Origin of the sequence: Gordonia paraffinivorans (assembly GCF_900683595.1) — a bacterium.
Classification (GTDB): domain Bacteria; phylum Actinomycetota; class Actinomycetes; order Mycobacteriales; family Mycobacteriaceae; genus Gordonia; species Gordonia paraffinivorans.
On record NZ_CAACYD010000005.1, the window covers coordinates 706,424 to 721,323 of the forward strand.

The following is a 14,900-nucleotide window of genomic DNA, read 5'->3' on the forward strand; positions in this document are numbered from 1 at the left end:
GTCATGATTGACCCATGACGACACCCGATCACCGTCGAGGCGGGGGCGCGGTCCCGCAGTGGGGCTCGCAGGGCGGACACGACCCGCACGCCGAACCACCGGTCCCGGTCTCCGACACGCCCGATCCGGTCGCGGTCGACCACGACCGCCTGCGGCAGACCGTCGCCGAGATCGAGCACACCAAGACCCGGGCCACCTGGTTCGGCGTCATCATCGGCGCGGTGATCCTGGTCCTGCTGCTCGTGTTCATCGTCCAGAACCTGGAGAACCAGAGGATCGAGCTGATCTTCTGGGAGGTCAACCTCCCCCTCGGCGTCAGCCTGCTCATCGCCGCGATCGCGGGCGCGCTGGTCGTCGCCCTGATCGGCGGTCTGCGGATGTTGCAGTTGCGCCGGGCGCTGAAGAAGGCCTCCAGCCTGCCCGATCATCAGTAGCCGACCCGAACGCAGTCCAGAACAGATCAGGCCCGGACACCGTCCGGGCCTGATCTGTTCTGGAAGAGAACCTGTCTCAGAGCAGCGCCGTCAACACCGCCCAGACGACGAACGCCGAGGGCAGCAGGCTGTCGAGGCGGTCCATGATCCCGCCGTGACCGGGCAGCAGGGTGCCCATGTCCTTGATGCCGAGATCCCGCTTGACCTGTGACTCCACCAGGTCGCCGAGCGTGGCGCAGACGACGAGCACCGGTCCGAGGACCAGTCCGATCCACCAGTGGTTGTCGAGCAGCAGCCAGACGCAACCCACCGCGCCGATGGTGCCCACGACCAGCGACCCCGCCAGCCCCTCCCAGGACTTCTTCGGGCTGATCGCCGGGGCCATGGGATGCTTGCCGAACAGCACGCCGGAGGCATAACCGCCCACGTCGGAGCACACCACCACGACCATCAGCGTCGCGACCCGGGCGGCGCCGTCGGGCTGGGTGACGAGGTGGACGCCGAAGGACGCCAGCAACGGCAACCAGGCCAGCACGAACACCGTGAGGGCGAGGTCCTTGAGGTAATTCTCCGGGGCGTTGGAGATGCCCTGCGCCAGCAGCTTCCAGACCATCGACACCAGGACCGTCGCCACGAACGCGATCAGCACCCCGGACGGCCCGTAGGGCCAGCTGATCCACATGACGACCTGGCCGCCGATCAGCAGCGGCCAGGAGGCGACCTTGTATCCCGCATCGCCGAGCCGCTTGGTGACCTCCCAGGTCGCGACCGCGAGAGCGGCCGTCACCAGGACGTACCAGAGCATCGGCGCGAACAGCAGGATCAGGATGATCGCGGCGCCGAGGCCGCCACCGACGGCGATGGCGGCCGGCAGATCACGACCCGCGCGCGACTTCTTCTCCGGGTCGGACGTCTTCTCGCTCACACCTCGAGCAATTCGTACTCTTTGTGCTTGACGAGCTCGTCGACCTGGGCGACGTAGTTGGCCGTGGTCTTGTCGAGCTCCTTCTCGGCGCGCGTCACCTCGTCCTCGCCGGCCTCGCCGTCCTTCTGGATGCGCTTGAGCTCGTCGACGGCCTTGCGGCGGACGTTGCGGATGGCGACCTTGGCGTCCTCGCCCTTGGCCCTGGCCTGCTTGGCCAGCTCGCGACGACGCTCCTCGGTCAGCTGCGGGATCGCCACGCGGATGATGTTGCCGTCGTTGGTCGGGTTCACGCCGAGGTCGGAGTTGCGGATCGCGGTCTCGATGTCGCGCAGGGTCGACGCCTCGTAGGGCTTGATGACGACGAGGCGCGGCTCGGGCGTGGTGATGGAGGAGACCTGGGTCACCGGGGTCACGGCACCGTAGTACTCGATGTTGATGCCCTTGAACATGGCCGGGTTCGCACGTCCGGTGCGGATGGAGGTCATGTCCTCCCGGGCGACGGAGACAGCCTTCTCCATCTTCTCCTCGGCGTCGAACAACGCGTCGTCGATCATCTTTTCCTTGTTCCGTTCCGTCAGGCCCCCTCGCGGTGGCCGATTGTGGGTGTGGCGGGTCGAACCGGGGACCCTCTAGGTGCTGACCAGCGTGCCGATCCGCTCCCCTGCGACCGCGCGGGCGATGTTCCCCTCTTGGAGCAAATTGAACACCAAGATCGGCATCTTGTTGTCCATACAGAGACTGAAGGCGGTCGCGTCGGCGACCTTGAGTTCCTTGTCGAGCACCTCGCGATGGGTGATCTCGGTGAAGAGCTTGGCGTCGGGGTTGGTGCGGGGATCGGCGTCGTACACTCCGTCGACGGCCTTGGCCATGAGCACGACCTCGGCCTTGATCTCCAGCGCACGCTGCGCGGCGGTGGTGTCGGTGGAGAAGTACGGCATGCCCATGCCGGCGCCGAAGATGACCACGCGCCCCTTCTCCAGGTGACGCTGGGCGCGCAGCGGCAGGTACGGCTCGGCGACCTGGCCCATGGTGATGGCCGTCTGCACGCGGGTGTTGATGCCGCGCTTCTCGAGGAAGTCCTGGAGAGCAAGGCAGTTCATGACCGTGCCGAGCATGCCCATGTAGTCCGACCGCGCGCGGTCGAGGCCGCGCTGCTGCAGTTCGGCGCCGCGGAAAAAGTTGCCCCCGCCGATCACGACGGCCACCTGCACGCCGGAGTTGACGACGTCGGCGATCTGGTCGGCGACCGTTGCGACGACATCGGGATCCAGACCGACCTCGCCGCCGCCGAACATCTCACCACCCAGCTTCAACAGGACTCGCTTGAATCCCGAACGCTCGGTCTTGGTGTTGTCGGATGGCGTCGGGTCGGACGGTTCGCTCATTCGCTTCCTCACTCGTCGGTTCGGTCATCCATGGTACGTCCTCGCCCTCCGCGACCCACGACACGCTCACCCTTCGGCCGATTCCGGGGGACGCACGGACGACTCTCGCCCCGCCTCCACGACGGGAGACGGGGCGAGAGTCGAGTCTCTTTCCGGCAGAACCGGATCGATGGGTCAGGCCTGGCCGACCTCGAAGCGGGTGAAGCCCTTGACGGTCACTCCGGCCTCGTCGAGCAGGGCCTTGACGGTCTTCTTGGAGTCCTGCACCGACGGCTGGTCGAGCAGCACGACGTCCTTGTAGAAGCCGTTGACGCGACCCTCCACGATCTTGGGCAGCGCCTTCTCCGGCTTGCCCTCGGCCTTGGCGGTCTCCTCGGCGATGCGACGCTCGTTCTCCACTACGTCGGCCGGAACCTCTTCGCGGGTGGCGTACTTGGCCTTCAGCGCGGCGACCTGCATGGCGGCGTTGCGGGCGGCCTCCTCGGCGGCCTCGCCCTCGCCGTCGTAGGACACCAGCACACCGACGGCCGGCGGGAGATCCGAGGCCCGCTTGTGCAGGTACACGGCGACCGGGCCGTCGTAGTAGGCGACGCGACGCAGTTCGAGCTTCTCGCCGATCTTGGCCGAGAGGGCCGCGACGGCGTCGGCGACGGTGCCGTCACCGAGAGCAGCCTTCTTCAGCTCCTCGACGTCGTTGGTCTTGACCTGCGCGGCGACGGTGACGATGTCCTCGGCGAGCTTTTGGAACTCGTCGTTCTTGGCGACGAAGTCGGTCTCCGAGTTGATCTCGATCAGGGCACCGTCCTTGGCGGCGACCAGGCCCTCGGCAGTGGAGCGCTCGGCACGCTTGCCCACGTCCTTGGCACCCTTGATGCGCAGCTCCTCGACGGCCTTGTCGAAATCGCCGTCGTTGTTGGCCAGCGCGTTCTTGCAGTCCAGCATTCCAGAGCCGGTGAGCTCACGGAGACGCTTCACATCGGCTGCGGTGTAGTTCGCCATCGTTGGCGAGCCTCCTTCGGAAAGAGTGTGGTGGAGTTGCCCGGGCCGGGTGTTACTGGGCGGCCTGGTCGGTCGCGGCGTTCTCGCCGGCCGGTGCAGCAGCCTGGGTCAGCAGTTCCTGCTCCCACTCGGCGAGCGGCTCGGCGGCGCCGGCCTCCGGCTTGGCGTCGCCACCGGCGGCACCGGCGCGGGCCTGCAGGCCCTCGGCCACGGCCGAGGCGATGACGCGGGTGAGCAGAGCGGCGCTGCGGATGGCGTCGTCGTTGCCCGGGATCGGGTAGTCGACGAGATCCGGGTCGCAGTTGGTGTCCAGGATCGCGATGACCGGGATGTTCAGCTTGCGGGCCTCACCGACGGCGATGTGCTCCTTGTTGGTGTCGACGACCCAGATGGCCGACGGAACCTTGGCCATGTCCCGGATGCCGCCGAGCGTGCGCTCGAGCTTGTTCTTCTCGCGGGTCAGCATCAGGACTTCCTTCTTGGTGCGACCCTCGAAGCCACCGGTCTGCTCCATGGTCTCGAGCTCCTTCAGGCGCTGCAGGCGCTTGTGGACGGTCGAGAAGTTGGTGAGCATGCCGCCGAGCCAACGCTGGTTGACGTACGGCATGCCGACGCGGGTGGCCTCTGCGGCGATCGATTCCTGAGCCTGTTTCTTGGTGCCGACGAACAGGATGGTGCCGCCGTGGGCGACGGTCTCCTTGACGAACTCGTAGGCCTTGTCGATGTAGGTCAGCGTCTGCTGCAGATCGATGATGTAGATGCCGTTGCGGTCGGTGAAGATGAACCGCTTCATCTTCGGGTTCCAACGGCGGGTCTGGTGCCCGAAGTGTGCGCCGCTGTCAAGCAGCTGCTTCATGGTCACGACAGCCATGATTGTTCCTTTGTCTCGCAGTTGTCCGTCGGCACCGGTCGGTGCCGACCCTGGCGCCTGCCGCCGGGTGTCACCCAGACCGGCCGTGGAGACCGTGCCCGGGACCGCCCACTCGGCGTGTGTTCGCAGGCGCGCGAAGTCACCCCGTCAGAAATCGACGAGGTGCGCAGAGGAGTTTACGCCCGCGACCTGCGAGAACCAAAACGCTTGGTCCCCGCGCGGGCCCGATGGATCCGGACGACGACCCGGCGCGTCCAAGAGACATGCCGCCGGTCGTTCGTCATGTGCTCGTCGTGCTCGTCGCCCTGGTCTGCGTCCCCTCGCCCACAGCGGGCGCACAGGCGCTCCGCCATTCTCCCCCGCTGCCTCCGAAACCGGTGGTGGTGACCGGTTTCGACGCCCCGGAGAAGCGATGGCTGCCCGGCCACCGCGGGGTCGACCTGGCGGCCGCGCCGGGCACCCCGGTCACGGCGTCGGGGGCCGGGCGGGTGCGGTTCGCCGGCGACGTCGCCGGGCGCGGTGTCGTGTCGATCGCCCACCCCGACGGGATCATCACGACGTACGAGCCGGTGAGGGCGTCGGTCGCCCGGGGCGGGCACGTGTCCCGCGGCGAGGTGATCGGCACCGTGGTGGCCGGACACCCGGGATGTCCCGCGGTGGCCTGCCTGCACTGGGGCGCGCGGCGCGGCAGCGGTCGCGAGGCGGCATACCTCGACCCGTTGGGACTGCTGGGCGCCGTCCGGGTGCGCTTGCTCCCCGTGGACGGGTCTCGATCCCCGGCCGCCGATCGACGCGGTGACCTCACGCTCGTGGATGGGCCTGCCGATGAACCGCACGAAGGCGTTCGACGCTGACGTGCGTGTAGATCTGCGTGGTCGCGAGCGACGAGTGTCCCAGCAGTTCCTGGACGACGCGTAGGTCGGCGCCACCCTCGAGGAGATGGGTGGCCGCGCTGTGGCGCAGCCCGTGCGGCCCCATCGCCGGGCCACCGGCCGCCTCCACCGCGTGCGACACGACGCTTCGAGCCATGCGCTGATCGAGTCGCCGGCCGCGTGCGCCGAGGAGCAGCGCGGGACCCGATTCCGCGATGGCCAGTCGCGGCCGTCCCCGCCGCAGCCAGTCGTCGAGGGCGCGGGCGGCCGGATCGCCGTAGGGCACCGACCGTTCCTTGTCCCCCTTGCCGATGACCCGCAGGATGCGCCGCCCGGTGTCGACGTCGTCGACGTCGAGTCCACACAGCTCGCCGACGCGGATGCCGCTGGCGTAGAGGAGTTCGACGATCAGGCGGTCGCGCAGGGCGATCGGGTCGTCGGGGTCCCGTTCGGCGGTCGTGGCCGCGATCGCGGCGTCTGCCTGTTCCGGCGCCAGCACCGCGGGCAGTGTCCGGTGTGCCTTGGGCGCCTTGAGTCGCTGGGACGGGTCGGTCGCCATGATCCCCTCGCGAACGGCCCACGCGCAGAACGTCTTCGCCGCGGAGACCTGCCGGGCGATCGTGGTGCGGGCGGCTCCGCGCCGGGTCAGCTCGGCGAGCCAGGACCGCAGCAGCGCAAGGTCGATGTCGGACGCCGCGACGCCGCGTGCGCCGGCGAACGACAGCAACGCCCGGGCGCCGCCGACGTAGGCGCGGACGGTGTGTTCGCTGCGCCCCATCTCCAGGCGCAGGTGGTCGGCGAAGTCGTCGAGCATGCCCGTCAGCACAGCGCGCGCGGGACGGCCGTGCAACCGCACACGCGCATCGTGGCCGGATCGATGCTCAGGCTCCCGCTTTCGCCCCCTCCTCGGCGGCGCGGAGCTCCGCCTTCCACTTCCGGAAGCCCTCCTCGGTCCGGCCGCGGCGCCAGTACCCCGAGATCGACGCGTTGGCGGCGCTCACGCCGCGCTCCTTGCGGATGTAGGGACGCAGGTTCTGCATCACGGCCTGCGCCTCGCCGTGGATGAACACGTGCGGCTCGCCGTCGAGCCACTCGGCCGCGCGGACGGCCGCGATGAGCGGCGCGTTGTCCCCGGCCAGCGAGTCGTCGACCTCCCCCGCCGGTCCGCCGCGGTGCACCCAGGTGATCTCGGCACCGGGCGGGGCGATGAGGTCGAGCTCGTCCTCGGGGCCGGCGACCTCGATGAACACCTTCGCGACCGCATCGTCGGGCAGCGCCTCGAGCGCCGCGGCGACGGCCGGCAGGCCCGCCTCATCGGAGGCGAGCAGGTGCCACGGCGCGTCACCCCGCGGCCGGTAGCCGCTCCCCGGTCCGACGAACCGGACAGTCGTGCCGGGCTCGACGGTTTTCGCCCACGGACCGGCGATGCCCTCGTCGCCGTGGACGACGAAGTCGACGAGAATCTCACGCTTCGCCGCGTCGACGCGGCGCACGGTGTAGGTCCGCAGGATCGGCTGCTGTTCGGGCGGGAGCGTGCTGCGCAGTTCCTGCAGGTCGAACGGCTCGGGATAGCCGACACCCTCCGGCGCGAAGACGAACTTCACGTACATGTCGGTGTCGTGATCGTCGGATGACCCGAGCCCGACCCAGAAATCGTCGAAGCCGTCGCCGCCGAGGTACAGGCGCACGAAGTGGGGGCTGATCTGCTCGCGGCGGAGAACCGTCATCGTGTTGACACGCTTGGCCATGCGAACACCCTACGCCTGACGGTTAGGCGCCCCTAAGTTCGGCACCGTGCCGACCCGGCACCGGCCGCACAGGCCGACCCGCGGTCGGTACCGCGACGCCGACGCGTCGGCCGCCGGAGACATGAAACGAATCCAGGCGGCGTCGGCGACATAGCCCGAGATCACCCGGATGCCAGCCGCCATTGCCCGGCGACGTTCTCGACGAGGCCACCGACTTCCAGCCGCGCCAGCGCCGTGCGCGCCGCGCCGATCTCGAGCCCGGCGGCGAAGGCGATCTCCTCGATGGTCACGCCGCCTCGGGCCGGGATGGCGTCGTGGACTCGGAGCTCGTCCTCGCTGAGTCCGTCGGTGGGTTTGGTCCGGCCGCGACCCACGTCTCCCCCGCCGTCCGGCCGCACGAGCGCCACCACGGACGCCACATCGGAGACGAGCACGGCGAGTCCGTCGGCGATCATCCGGTGGCACCCCACCGAGGTCGCGGACGTCACCGGCCCGGGCACCGCGCCGAGGGGTCGGCCGAGTTTGCGGGCCCACGCCGCGGTGTTGGCGGCGCCGGAACGCCGACCCGCCTCGACGACGACGGTCCCGCCCGACAGGGACGCCACGAGCCGGTTTCGGGTGAGGAACCGGTGTCTGGCCGCGGTCGTCCCGGGCGGGTACTCGCTGATCACCGCCCCCGTGCGGGCGATCTCGCCGAGGAGTGCCGAGTGCGCCGCCGGGTAGTCGCGGTCGATCCCGCACGCCATCACGGCCGCGGTCACACCCCCGCTCCTCACGACCGCCTTGTGCGCGGCGCCGTCGACGCCGAAGGCGCCGCCGGAGATCACCGTGAACCCCTCCCCTGCCAGACCAGCGGCGAGCAGTCCGGTGACGTGTGCGCCGTACGGCGATGCCGCGCGCGAACCGATGAGGGCCACCGAGTCCGTGACGAGTTCGTCGAGCCTCGCCGGACCGCGCACCCACAGCGCCAGTGGCGCGCCTCCGCGGGCGGCGGTGTCGGCCTGACTCAGGGCGAGGAGTGACCAGGCGGGCCACTCCGCGTCCGAGCGGGTGACCAGTCGTGCGCCCACCGCGGCTGCGGCGTCGAGATCAGCTGTCGCGCAGTCGGCATCGTGCCGGGCGGCGGTCGCGGGGAGTACCGCCCCGAATCCTTCGGGAACCGAGCGTCGCCGGATGGCCGAGGCGGCGTCGACCGGCCCGATCGCGTCGACGAGGGCGATCACCGCCGCACACGGCGGTTCGGCGACCCGCGCGAGGTAGGCCCAGGCCATGAGTTCGGCGGGGTATGTCGCGCTCACCAACTCGCTCCCCGGTCGCGGTACAGGAGCGCTTGTGCCACATCGTCTTCGACGGGCCGCTCGGCGCCGCGCAGGTCGCACAGCGTCCAGGCGAGACGAAGAGCGCGGTCTGCTCCGCGTGCGGTGACGCGGCCGTCGCGCAGGAACAGCTCGATGGGGCGCAGCACCTCCGGCGTCAGTGGGAACTTCTGCCGCAGGGCCGAGCCGGGGACCTCGGCGTTGGTGCGCCAACCGAATTCGGACCAGCGTTCGACCGCCGCCGCGCGTGCCGCGGTGACCCGCGCCCGGACCTCGGCGCTCGATTCCCCCGACCCGCTCATGAGGGCCGTGTTACCGGGCGGATCCATGCGCACGCGGATGTCGACCCGGTCCATGAGCGGGCCCGACAGCTTCCCGAGGTAGCGGCGTCGTACGACGGCGCTACAGACGCAGTCGACATCGTGCGCGGGCGCGCACGGGCACGGGTTCGCCGCGAGGATCAGCTGGAATCGGGCGGGATACGTGGCGACGCCGTCGCGTCGGGGGACGCGGACCTCCCCGTCCTCGAGGGGTTCCCGAAGTGATTCCAGCACGTGGCTGCCCATCTCGGCGCACTCGTCCAGGAACAGCACGCCTCGATGCGCTTTGGAGACCGCACCCGGCCGGGCGAATCCTGGTCCGCCGCCGAGCAGTGCGGTGGTCGACGAGCTGTGGTGCGGTGCGACGAACGGCGGCTCGGTGATGAGCGGGCGTCCCGGGGACAGCTCTCCCACCAGCGAGTGGATGGCCGTCACCTCGAGTGAGTCCTCGAGCCCGAGCGGTGGCAGGATGCCCGGCAACCGTCGGGCGAGCATGGTCTTGCCGATGCCTGGCGGCCCGGTCATGAGGACGTGATGCGCTCCGGCCGCGGCGATCTCGAGTGCGTAGCGCGCCTCGTGCTGGCCGACGACATCGGCCATGTCGGGCACCGGCGGCGCCTGGGTGACCGGCGCCGCGTGCACCGTGTCGAGTACGTGGTCGCCCTCGAGCCAACGCGTCACCTCGCCGAGGTCCGACGCGCCGCCGACGTCCATTCCCTCGACCAGGGCCGCCTCCGCGATCGTCTCGATGGGGACGACCGCTCGCCGGTACCCCGCCTGGCGCGCCGCGATCACCGCGGGCAGCACCCCACGGATCGGCCGGAGCCTGCCGTCGAGACCGAGCTCACCGAGGAAGACCGTCGACGCGAGCATCTCGGAGGCGACCTGGTCGGTGGCGGCCAGGATCGCCACCGCCATGGCGAGATCGAATCCGGAACCCACCTTCGGCATGTCGGCCGGCGACAGCGCCACCGTCACCTTCAGCTCCGGGAAGCTGAGCCCCGAGTTCCGGATCGCCGCACGCACCCGATCACGTGCCTCGCGCACCGACGCGTCCGGGTTTCCGGTCACCGAGAACCCGGGCAACCCCGAACTGATGCTCGCCTGCACGTCGACGACGCGCGCGGCAAAGGCGTTGAGCCCCACCGCCTGTGTTTGCCCCAACATGGGGACAGCATGGGTGAGGACGACGACTCCGACCCTCACCCACCGGTCGGCGGGACCGGATCTGTGGATGGTTCACGGGTTGTCCACGACATGTCGCCGAGAGGGACCGGACGAGTGTCGGCGTCGATGTCGCAGGCGACATCGATCCGCCGATGCGACCTCGATTGATGTCGCCGACTCCGCATTCGTACGCATGCGACAGAAATCGGGATGGTGCCCTGTGCAGCCCGGGTTTCGCACTCCGGCACCGATGCTCACGTCGCCGTTCACCACCGTCACCGGCACCGCAAGACGCGGGCACGCCCGTGTCTCGAGATCCGGGAAGGCCCTGCCCCCTGAGTATGGTGTGGTGCGAGGGACGGGAGACGACACAGATGAGCATGCAGACGGCGGCCGGGACCGTCGACGACGGAACCTTCGACACAACCTTCGTCGACGATCTCGACCGACTCTTCCGCTGGCGGCGTGACGTCCGCCGGTTCAGTCGCGAGCCTCTCCCCGCCCACCTCCTCCCCGAGATCCTCGAGGCCGCCGAACTGTCGCCGTCGGTCGGCAACAGCCAACCCTGGCGGTGGGTCGAGGTGCAGACGACCACCGCCCGAGAAGTCGTGCGCGACAGCTTCATCCGCTGCAATTCGCAGGCACTCGACGGCTACTCGGGCGAGCGCGCGCAGCTGTACTCGTCGTTGAAACTCGCCGGACTCGACGACGCACCGGTTCATCTGGCCGTCTTCTGCGACCCCGAACCCGCCCAGGGCCACGGGCTCGGCCGCCAGACCGTCCCGGAGACCCTCGAATATTCGGTGGTCGCGGCGATCACGACCATGTGGCTCGCCGCCCGTGCCCGCGGCGTCGGCGTCGGCTGGGTGTCCATCCTCGACCCCGACGAGGTGACCGCGGCACTCGGTGTCCCACCGCGCTGGAAGCTGGTCGCCTACCTGTGCATCGGCTACCCGGAGCGAGAGAGCGACATCCCCGAACTCGAACGAGTCGGCTGGCAATCGCGCACAGACGCCGAGTCGCGCCATCTCATCCGCTGACACCGGATCGTGACCCGCTGAGACACGTACCGTGACACAACTTTAGTAACAATAGTCACGTCAATAACTTCAGTAACACCTGTCACGCGGAGGTCCTGAGTGCCCAGCCGTTCCACCAAAGGTGTCCGACTGGCGCTGGCAACAGCCGTAGCGATCGGCGCCTCCGCTGTCGTCCTGTCCGCCGGAACCGGTGTCGCCGAGGCCTCGCCCTGCGGCAACTCCGGAAGCGGTTCGAGCCAGGGATTCGGTTCGTCCGAACCCAGCGCCCAGCCGCAGGGCCCGCAGGGGCCGCTCCCCGCCTACAGCGGGACCATCTCCAAGGTGTTGAGCTGGGTCACCGGACCGAAGAGCAACAACGACACCTACAACCGCTTCGCCATCAGCGGCACCGACCTCGGCATCGCCTGGGACAACGGCAGCGGGCAGACGCTCATGGCATTCGGCGACACCTTCGGCAACTGCACCGTCGCCGGACAGCAATGGCGCCACAACGTCCTGCTACGCACCGATGACGACGACTTCTCCGACGACACGATCACCATCCCGGATGGCGTTGCGGGAGACGCGAACTCGGGCACCGTGATCGCCCCCGGCGAACCGAACTACGCGCAGGAACTCATCCCCTCGCTCGGTCTGGACTTCGTCGAGGTCACGACGATCCCCACCGCGGCGATCTCCCTTCCCCTCCCCGGCGGAGGACACCGGCAGTACATCAACTACATGTCGGTCCGTAAGTGGGGCTCGACGGGCAACTGGGACACCAACTTCTCTGCGATCGCCTACTCCGACAACAACGGCCAGACCTGGGTCACCGACCAGAGCACCATCCTCGTCAACTCCCCGCTGCCGGTCTCGCTGGCCCTTCCGTTCGACCTGCCGCCCGCCGAGTACAACAACGGCAAGTTCCAGCAGAACGCATACGCACGCGGGAAACCGGGCGACGATCACATCTACCAGTTCGGCACGCCCAACGGACGATTCGGCGCCGCATTCCTCGCCCGGTTCAAGCCCGAGGACATCCTCCATCTCGACAGGTACGAGTACTGGGCGGGCTCGTCTCGCGGCTGGGTCGACAACATCAGCGAGATCCCCGACGACGGCTCGGCACGCGTCGTCACCCAGCCGGTCACCGAACTGTCCGTGTCCTGGAGTCCGTACCTGAACAAATACATCATGCTCGACGGCGACAACGGCATCCGCCTCCGCACCGCGGACAACCCGCAGGGCCCGTGGAGCAACCCCAGGACCATCGTGCCGGCGGGCAACCCGGTGCTCTACGCGCCGATGATGCTCCCGACCTCGCCGGCGTTGAAGGCCACAGATACGGGCAAGTACCTGTACTTCAACGCCTCACGGTGGAGCGACTACAACGTGATGCTCATCCGCTCCGATCTGAGCAAGCTGTAGTTCCCGGACTCTGTCACTCGTGCACGCCCCGGTGGTGTGTGATGCGCACACCACCGGGGTCTTCTGGTTCGTGGGCGTCGAGCCGGACGGCCACGACGTCGAATCTGATCCGCTCCCAGCGACGTTCCTGCTCGGCCAGCCACATCCGCGTCAGCCGGCGCATGCGGGAGAGCTTGGCCGGGGTGACCGCCATGACCGGATCATCGAACGTGCGTCCGGCACGGGTCTTCACCTCCACGACGACCAGCGTCGTGCCGTCGGCCGCGATCAGGTCCAGCTCGCCGTATCGATTCCGCCAGTTCCGCACGAGCACAACCCAACCCAGTGACCGGGCGTGATCGGCGGCGGCGTCCTCACCCAGGCGCCCGATGTGCGCACGTCGGTCGGCGGGTCTGCCACGGCGGGCGGGTCGGCTCATGGCGACAGCATCAGCCACAGACAGTTCGGCCGCGGCGGGATCATCTCCGCCGCGGCCGAATCTGTGGACATCTCACGGTTTGTCTACACCGTGCGTCACCAAAGATCTCTTCATGGCTCGTCGGGAAGCCGCAGTTCCGGCTTCTCGAGCTCCTCGATGTTGACGTCCTTGAACGTGATCACCCGGACCTGTTTGACGAAGCGCGCCGGCCGGTACATGTCCCAGACCCAGGCGTCGCTCATCCGGAGTTCGAAATACACCTCGCCGTCGGTGTTGCGCGGAATCATCTCGACCGCGTTGGCAAGGTAGAAGCGCCGCTCTGTCTCCACCACGTAGGTGAACTGCCCGACGATGTCCTTGTACTCGCGGTACAGAGAGAGTTCCATCTCGGTTTCGTACTTCTCGAGATCCTCAGCACTCATCCTGTAAGCCTATCCCTGTCGTCTTCTGTTCCGGCGACCACTCGTGCCGCCACGTTGCGGTATGACATGCGGTGTTGCGGCGACGGACCGACGGCGTCGATCCGCTCCATGTGGAGTGCCGTGCTGTACCCCTTGTGGATCGCGAAATGGTAGCCCGGCAGCTCGTCGTCCATCGCCACCATGATGCGATCCCTGGTGACCTTCGCGATGATGCTGGCCGCCGCGATACAGGCGGCCGCCCCGTCCCCGCCGATCACCGGCAGCGACGGCGCCGGCAATCCCGGCACCGCGAAACCGTCGGAGAGCACGTACCCGGGTCGCACGTCGAGCGCCGCGATCGCCCGACGCATTCCCTCGATGTTGGCGACGTGGATGCCGATGCGATCGATCTCCTCCGCCTCGATGACCACCGCGCTCCACGCGTGGGCGTACCGGGTGACCGACCTGTACAGCTGCTCCCGGGTCTTCTCGGTGAGCCGCTTCGAGTCGTCGAGGTCGGCGAGCGAGGCGAGTTGGGTCGGTTTGAGCACACAGGCCGCGACCACGAGCGGCCCGGCGCAGGCCCCACGACCCGCCTCGTCCACCCCGGCGACGGGACCGAGACCGTGCCGGTGCAGGGCGAACTCGAAGGTGCGCAGTCCGGCTGCCCGCCGGATGGGTGAACGTGGTGGCCACCGGCTCATGGTTTCCGCATCATCCCATCACTGCTGGGGGTTGTACGAACCGACACCACCGATCCGGGAGAAGGGGTAGATGACGGTCCGGACCTTGCCGCGAATGTCGCCGACGGGGACGGTGCCCTGGTACTCGTCGTCGACGTGGTACCGCGAGTCCTGCGAGTTGAGACGGTTGTCGCCCATCACCCACACGTTGCCCTCGGGCACCTTGATGGGCCCGAAGTCGGGTCCGAGACACGGCGGCAACTCGCCCTCGGGACCGGCGGACCCGAAGAGCGCGTAGGTCTGTCGCTGCAACTCCATGTTGATGTACGGCTCGTGCAGCGGCTTGCCGTCCACCTTCACACCGACGCCTTCGTCGTTGTGGCACTCGACGGTCTGGCCACCGGTCGCGATGACTCGCTTCACGAGGTCGTTCTCGTCCGGCGGCGCGAAACCGAACCAGGACAGCACGTCCTGCACCTTGTGCATCACCGGGTTGGTCGACCGCGGCGAGACCCAGGCGCCGTTCCAGGATTCGGTGGGGCCCTCGAAGACCACCACGTCCCCCGGCTGCGGGTCACCGAAGCGGTAGACCAGTTTGTCGATGACGATCCGGTCGTTGGTGCATCCGTCGCACCCGATCAGTGTCGATTCCATCGACTCGGAGGGGATGACGTACTGCCGGCCGATGAAGGTCTGCAGCACCCAGGTCAGAAGAAGAACGCACCCCACGATGATCACGACTTCGCGCAGGAACGATCCGGACCGAGAGCTCTTCTGGTCACTGTCGTCCGTGTCGGACCTCAGTCGCCAGGGGCGCTTCTCGGCACCGGGGTCGCCGTTGCCGGGATCCGGATCGTCTGCGTCGTGATCTTCGCGGGGTCGTTGAGTGTCGGCCACCTCGTCAGAGTAGACGG

17 protein-coding genes are annotated in these 14,900 nt (G+C 68.6%); 4 read left to right on the plus strand and 13 right to left on the minus strand.

Annotation, left to right across the window (positions count from 1 at the left end; all coding sequences use genetic code 11):
* Positions 1-14 precede the first annotated feature (14 nt).
* Positions 15-434 carry a LapA family protein gene (locus tag E1P53_RS05380; protein WP_006898525.1) on the plus strand — a complete coding sequence of 140 codons (420 nt, stop codon included), beginning with the start codon at positions 15-17 and terminating at the stop codon, positions 432-434.
* A 76-nt stretch (positions 435-510) separates the two neighbouring features.
* Here E1P53_RS05380 and E1P53_RS05385 read toward each other — a convergent pair whose 3' ends face one another.
* The 5 genes from E1P53_RS05385 to rpsB all read right to left on the minus strand — a co-directional run bounded on the left by E1P53_RS05385 (position 511) and on the right by rpsB (position 4,614).
* Positions 511-1,359 (minus strand): phosphatidate cytidylyltransferase, encoded by an 849-nt coding sequence (locus E1P53_RS05385; RefSeq protein ID WP_006898524.1) that lies wholly within the window; start codon positions 1,357-1,359, stop codon positions 511-513.
* Positions 1,356-1,913 carry a ribosome recycling factor gene (gene frr / locus E1P53_RS05390; protein WP_131733660.1) on the minus strand — a complete coding sequence of 186 codons (558 nt, stop codon included), beginning with the start codon at positions 1,911-1,913 and terminating at the stop codon, positions 1,356-1,358. Before frr ends, E1P53_RS05385 begins: the two co-directional genes overlap by 4 nt.
* 75 nt (positions 1,914-1,988) lie before the next feature.
* Entirely contained in the window at positions 1,989-2,744 is a 756-nt protein-coding gene (pyrH, locus tag E1P53_RS05395) for a UMP kinase (protein WP_006898522.1), read from the minus strand.
* A 174-nt stretch (positions 2,745-2,918) separates the two neighbouring features.
* Entirely contained in the window at positions 2,919-3,743 is an 825-nt protein-coding gene (gene tsf / locus E1P53_RS05400; protein WP_006898521.1) for a translation elongation factor Ts, read from the minus strand.
* A gap of 52 nt (positions 3,744-3,795) precedes the next feature.
* Positions 3,796-4,614: a 30S ribosomal protein S2 gene (gene rpsB, locus E1P53_RS05405; RefSeq protein ID WP_006898519.1), complete on the minus strand. Its 819-nt coding sequence runs from the start codon at positions 4,612-4,614 to the stop codon at positions 3,796-3,798.
* 263 nt (positions 4,615-4,877) lie between these two features.
* Between rpsB and E1P53_RS05410 the strand changes: the two genes are divergently transcribed.
* Positions 4,878-5,468, plus strand: coding sequence for a M23 family metallopeptidase (locus E1P53_RS05410; protein WP_083900162.1), 591 nt, complete (start codon positions 4,878-4,880; stop codon positions 5,466-5,468).
* Here E1P53_RS05410 and E1P53_RS05415 read toward each other — a convergent pair.
* The 4 genes from E1P53_RS05415 to E1P53_RS05430 all read right to left on the minus strand — a co-directional run bounded on the left by E1P53_RS05415 (position 5,416) and on the right by E1P53_RS05430 (position 10,037).
* Positions 5,416-6,300, minus strand: a complete 885-nt coding sequence (locus E1P53_RS05415; protein WP_040526153.1) for a tyrosine recombinase XerC — start codon at positions 6,298-6,300, stop codon at positions 5,416-5,418. The two genes, E1P53_RS05410 and E1P53_RS05415, sit on opposite strands and share 53 nt — an antisense overlap.
* A 67-nt stretch (positions 6,301-6,367) precedes the next feature.
* Positions 6,368-7,234, minus strand: a complete 867-nt coding sequence (locus tag E1P53_RS05420; protein ID WP_006898516.1) for a siderophore-interacting protein — start codon at positions 7,232-7,234, stop codon at positions 6,368-6,370.
* Positions 7,235-7,395: 161 nt separating this feature from the next.
* Positions 7,396-8,505, minus strand: coding sequence for a DNA-processing protein DprA (dprA, locus tag E1P53_RS05425; RefSeq protein WP_181954815.1), 1,110 nt, complete (start codon positions 8,503-8,505; stop codon positions 7,396-7,398).
* 23 nt (positions 8,506-8,528) lie between these two features.
* The gene (locus E1P53_RS05430; RefSeq protein WP_131733662.1) at positions 8,529-10,037 is read right to left on the minus strand and encodes a YifB family Mg chelatase-like AAA ATPase; all 1,509 of its coding nucleotides are present in this window, start codon (positions 10,035-10,037) and stop codon (positions 8,529-8,531) included.
* 380 nt (positions 10,038-10,417) lie between these two features.
* Between E1P53_RS05430 and bluB the strand changes: the two genes are divergently transcribed.
* Both bluB and E1P53_RS05440 read left to right on the plus strand, forming a co-directional pair.
* Complete coding sequence (bluB, locus tag E1P53_RS05435) at positions 10,418-11,077, plus strand: 5,6-dimethylbenzimidazole synthase (RefSeq protein ID WP_040526151.1); 660 nt, start codon at positions 10,418-10,420, stop codon at positions 11,075-11,077.
* Positions 11,078-11,176: 99 nt separating this feature from the next.
* Positions 11,177-12,484, plus strand: coding sequence for a glycoside hydrolase family 183 protein (locus E1P53_RS05440; RefSeq protein ID WP_131733663.1), 1,308 nt, complete (start codon positions 11,177-11,179; stop codon positions 12,482-12,484).
* 13 nt (positions 12,485-12,497) lie between these two features.
* Here E1P53_RS05440 and E1P53_RS05445 read toward each other — a convergent pair whose 3' ends face one another.
* The 4 genes from E1P53_RS05445 to lepB all read right to left on the minus strand — a co-directional run bounded on the left by E1P53_RS05445 (position 12,498) and on the right by lepB (position 14,883).
* Positions 12,498-12,902 (minus strand): YraN family protein, encoded by a 405-nt coding sequence (locus tag E1P53_RS05445; protein ID WP_006898511.1) that lies wholly within the window; start codon positions 12,900-12,902, stop codon positions 12,498-12,500.
* A 110-nt stretch (positions 12,903-13,012) separates the two neighbouring features.
* On the minus strand, positions 13,013-13,324 hold the full coding sequence (locus tag E1P53_RS05450; RefSeq protein WP_005198978.1) for a DUF2469 domain-containing protein: 312 nt from the start codon (positions 13,322-13,324) through the stop codon (positions 13,013-13,015).
* On the minus strand, positions 13,321-14,007 hold the full coding sequence (locus E1P53_RS05455; RefSeq protein WP_006898510.1) for a ribonuclease HII: 687 nt from the start codon (positions 14,005-14,007) through the stop codon (positions 13,321-13,323). The genes E1P53_RS05450 and E1P53_RS05455 overlap by 4 nt, the downstream gene beginning before the upstream one ends.
* An 18-nt stretch (positions 14,008-14,025) precedes the next feature.
* Entirely contained in the window at positions 14,026-14,883 is an 858-nt protein-coding gene (gene lepB, locus E1P53_RS05460; protein ID WP_006898509.1) for a signal peptidase I, read from the minus strand.
* Between the last annotated feature and the right edge of the window lie 17 nt (positions 14,884-14,900).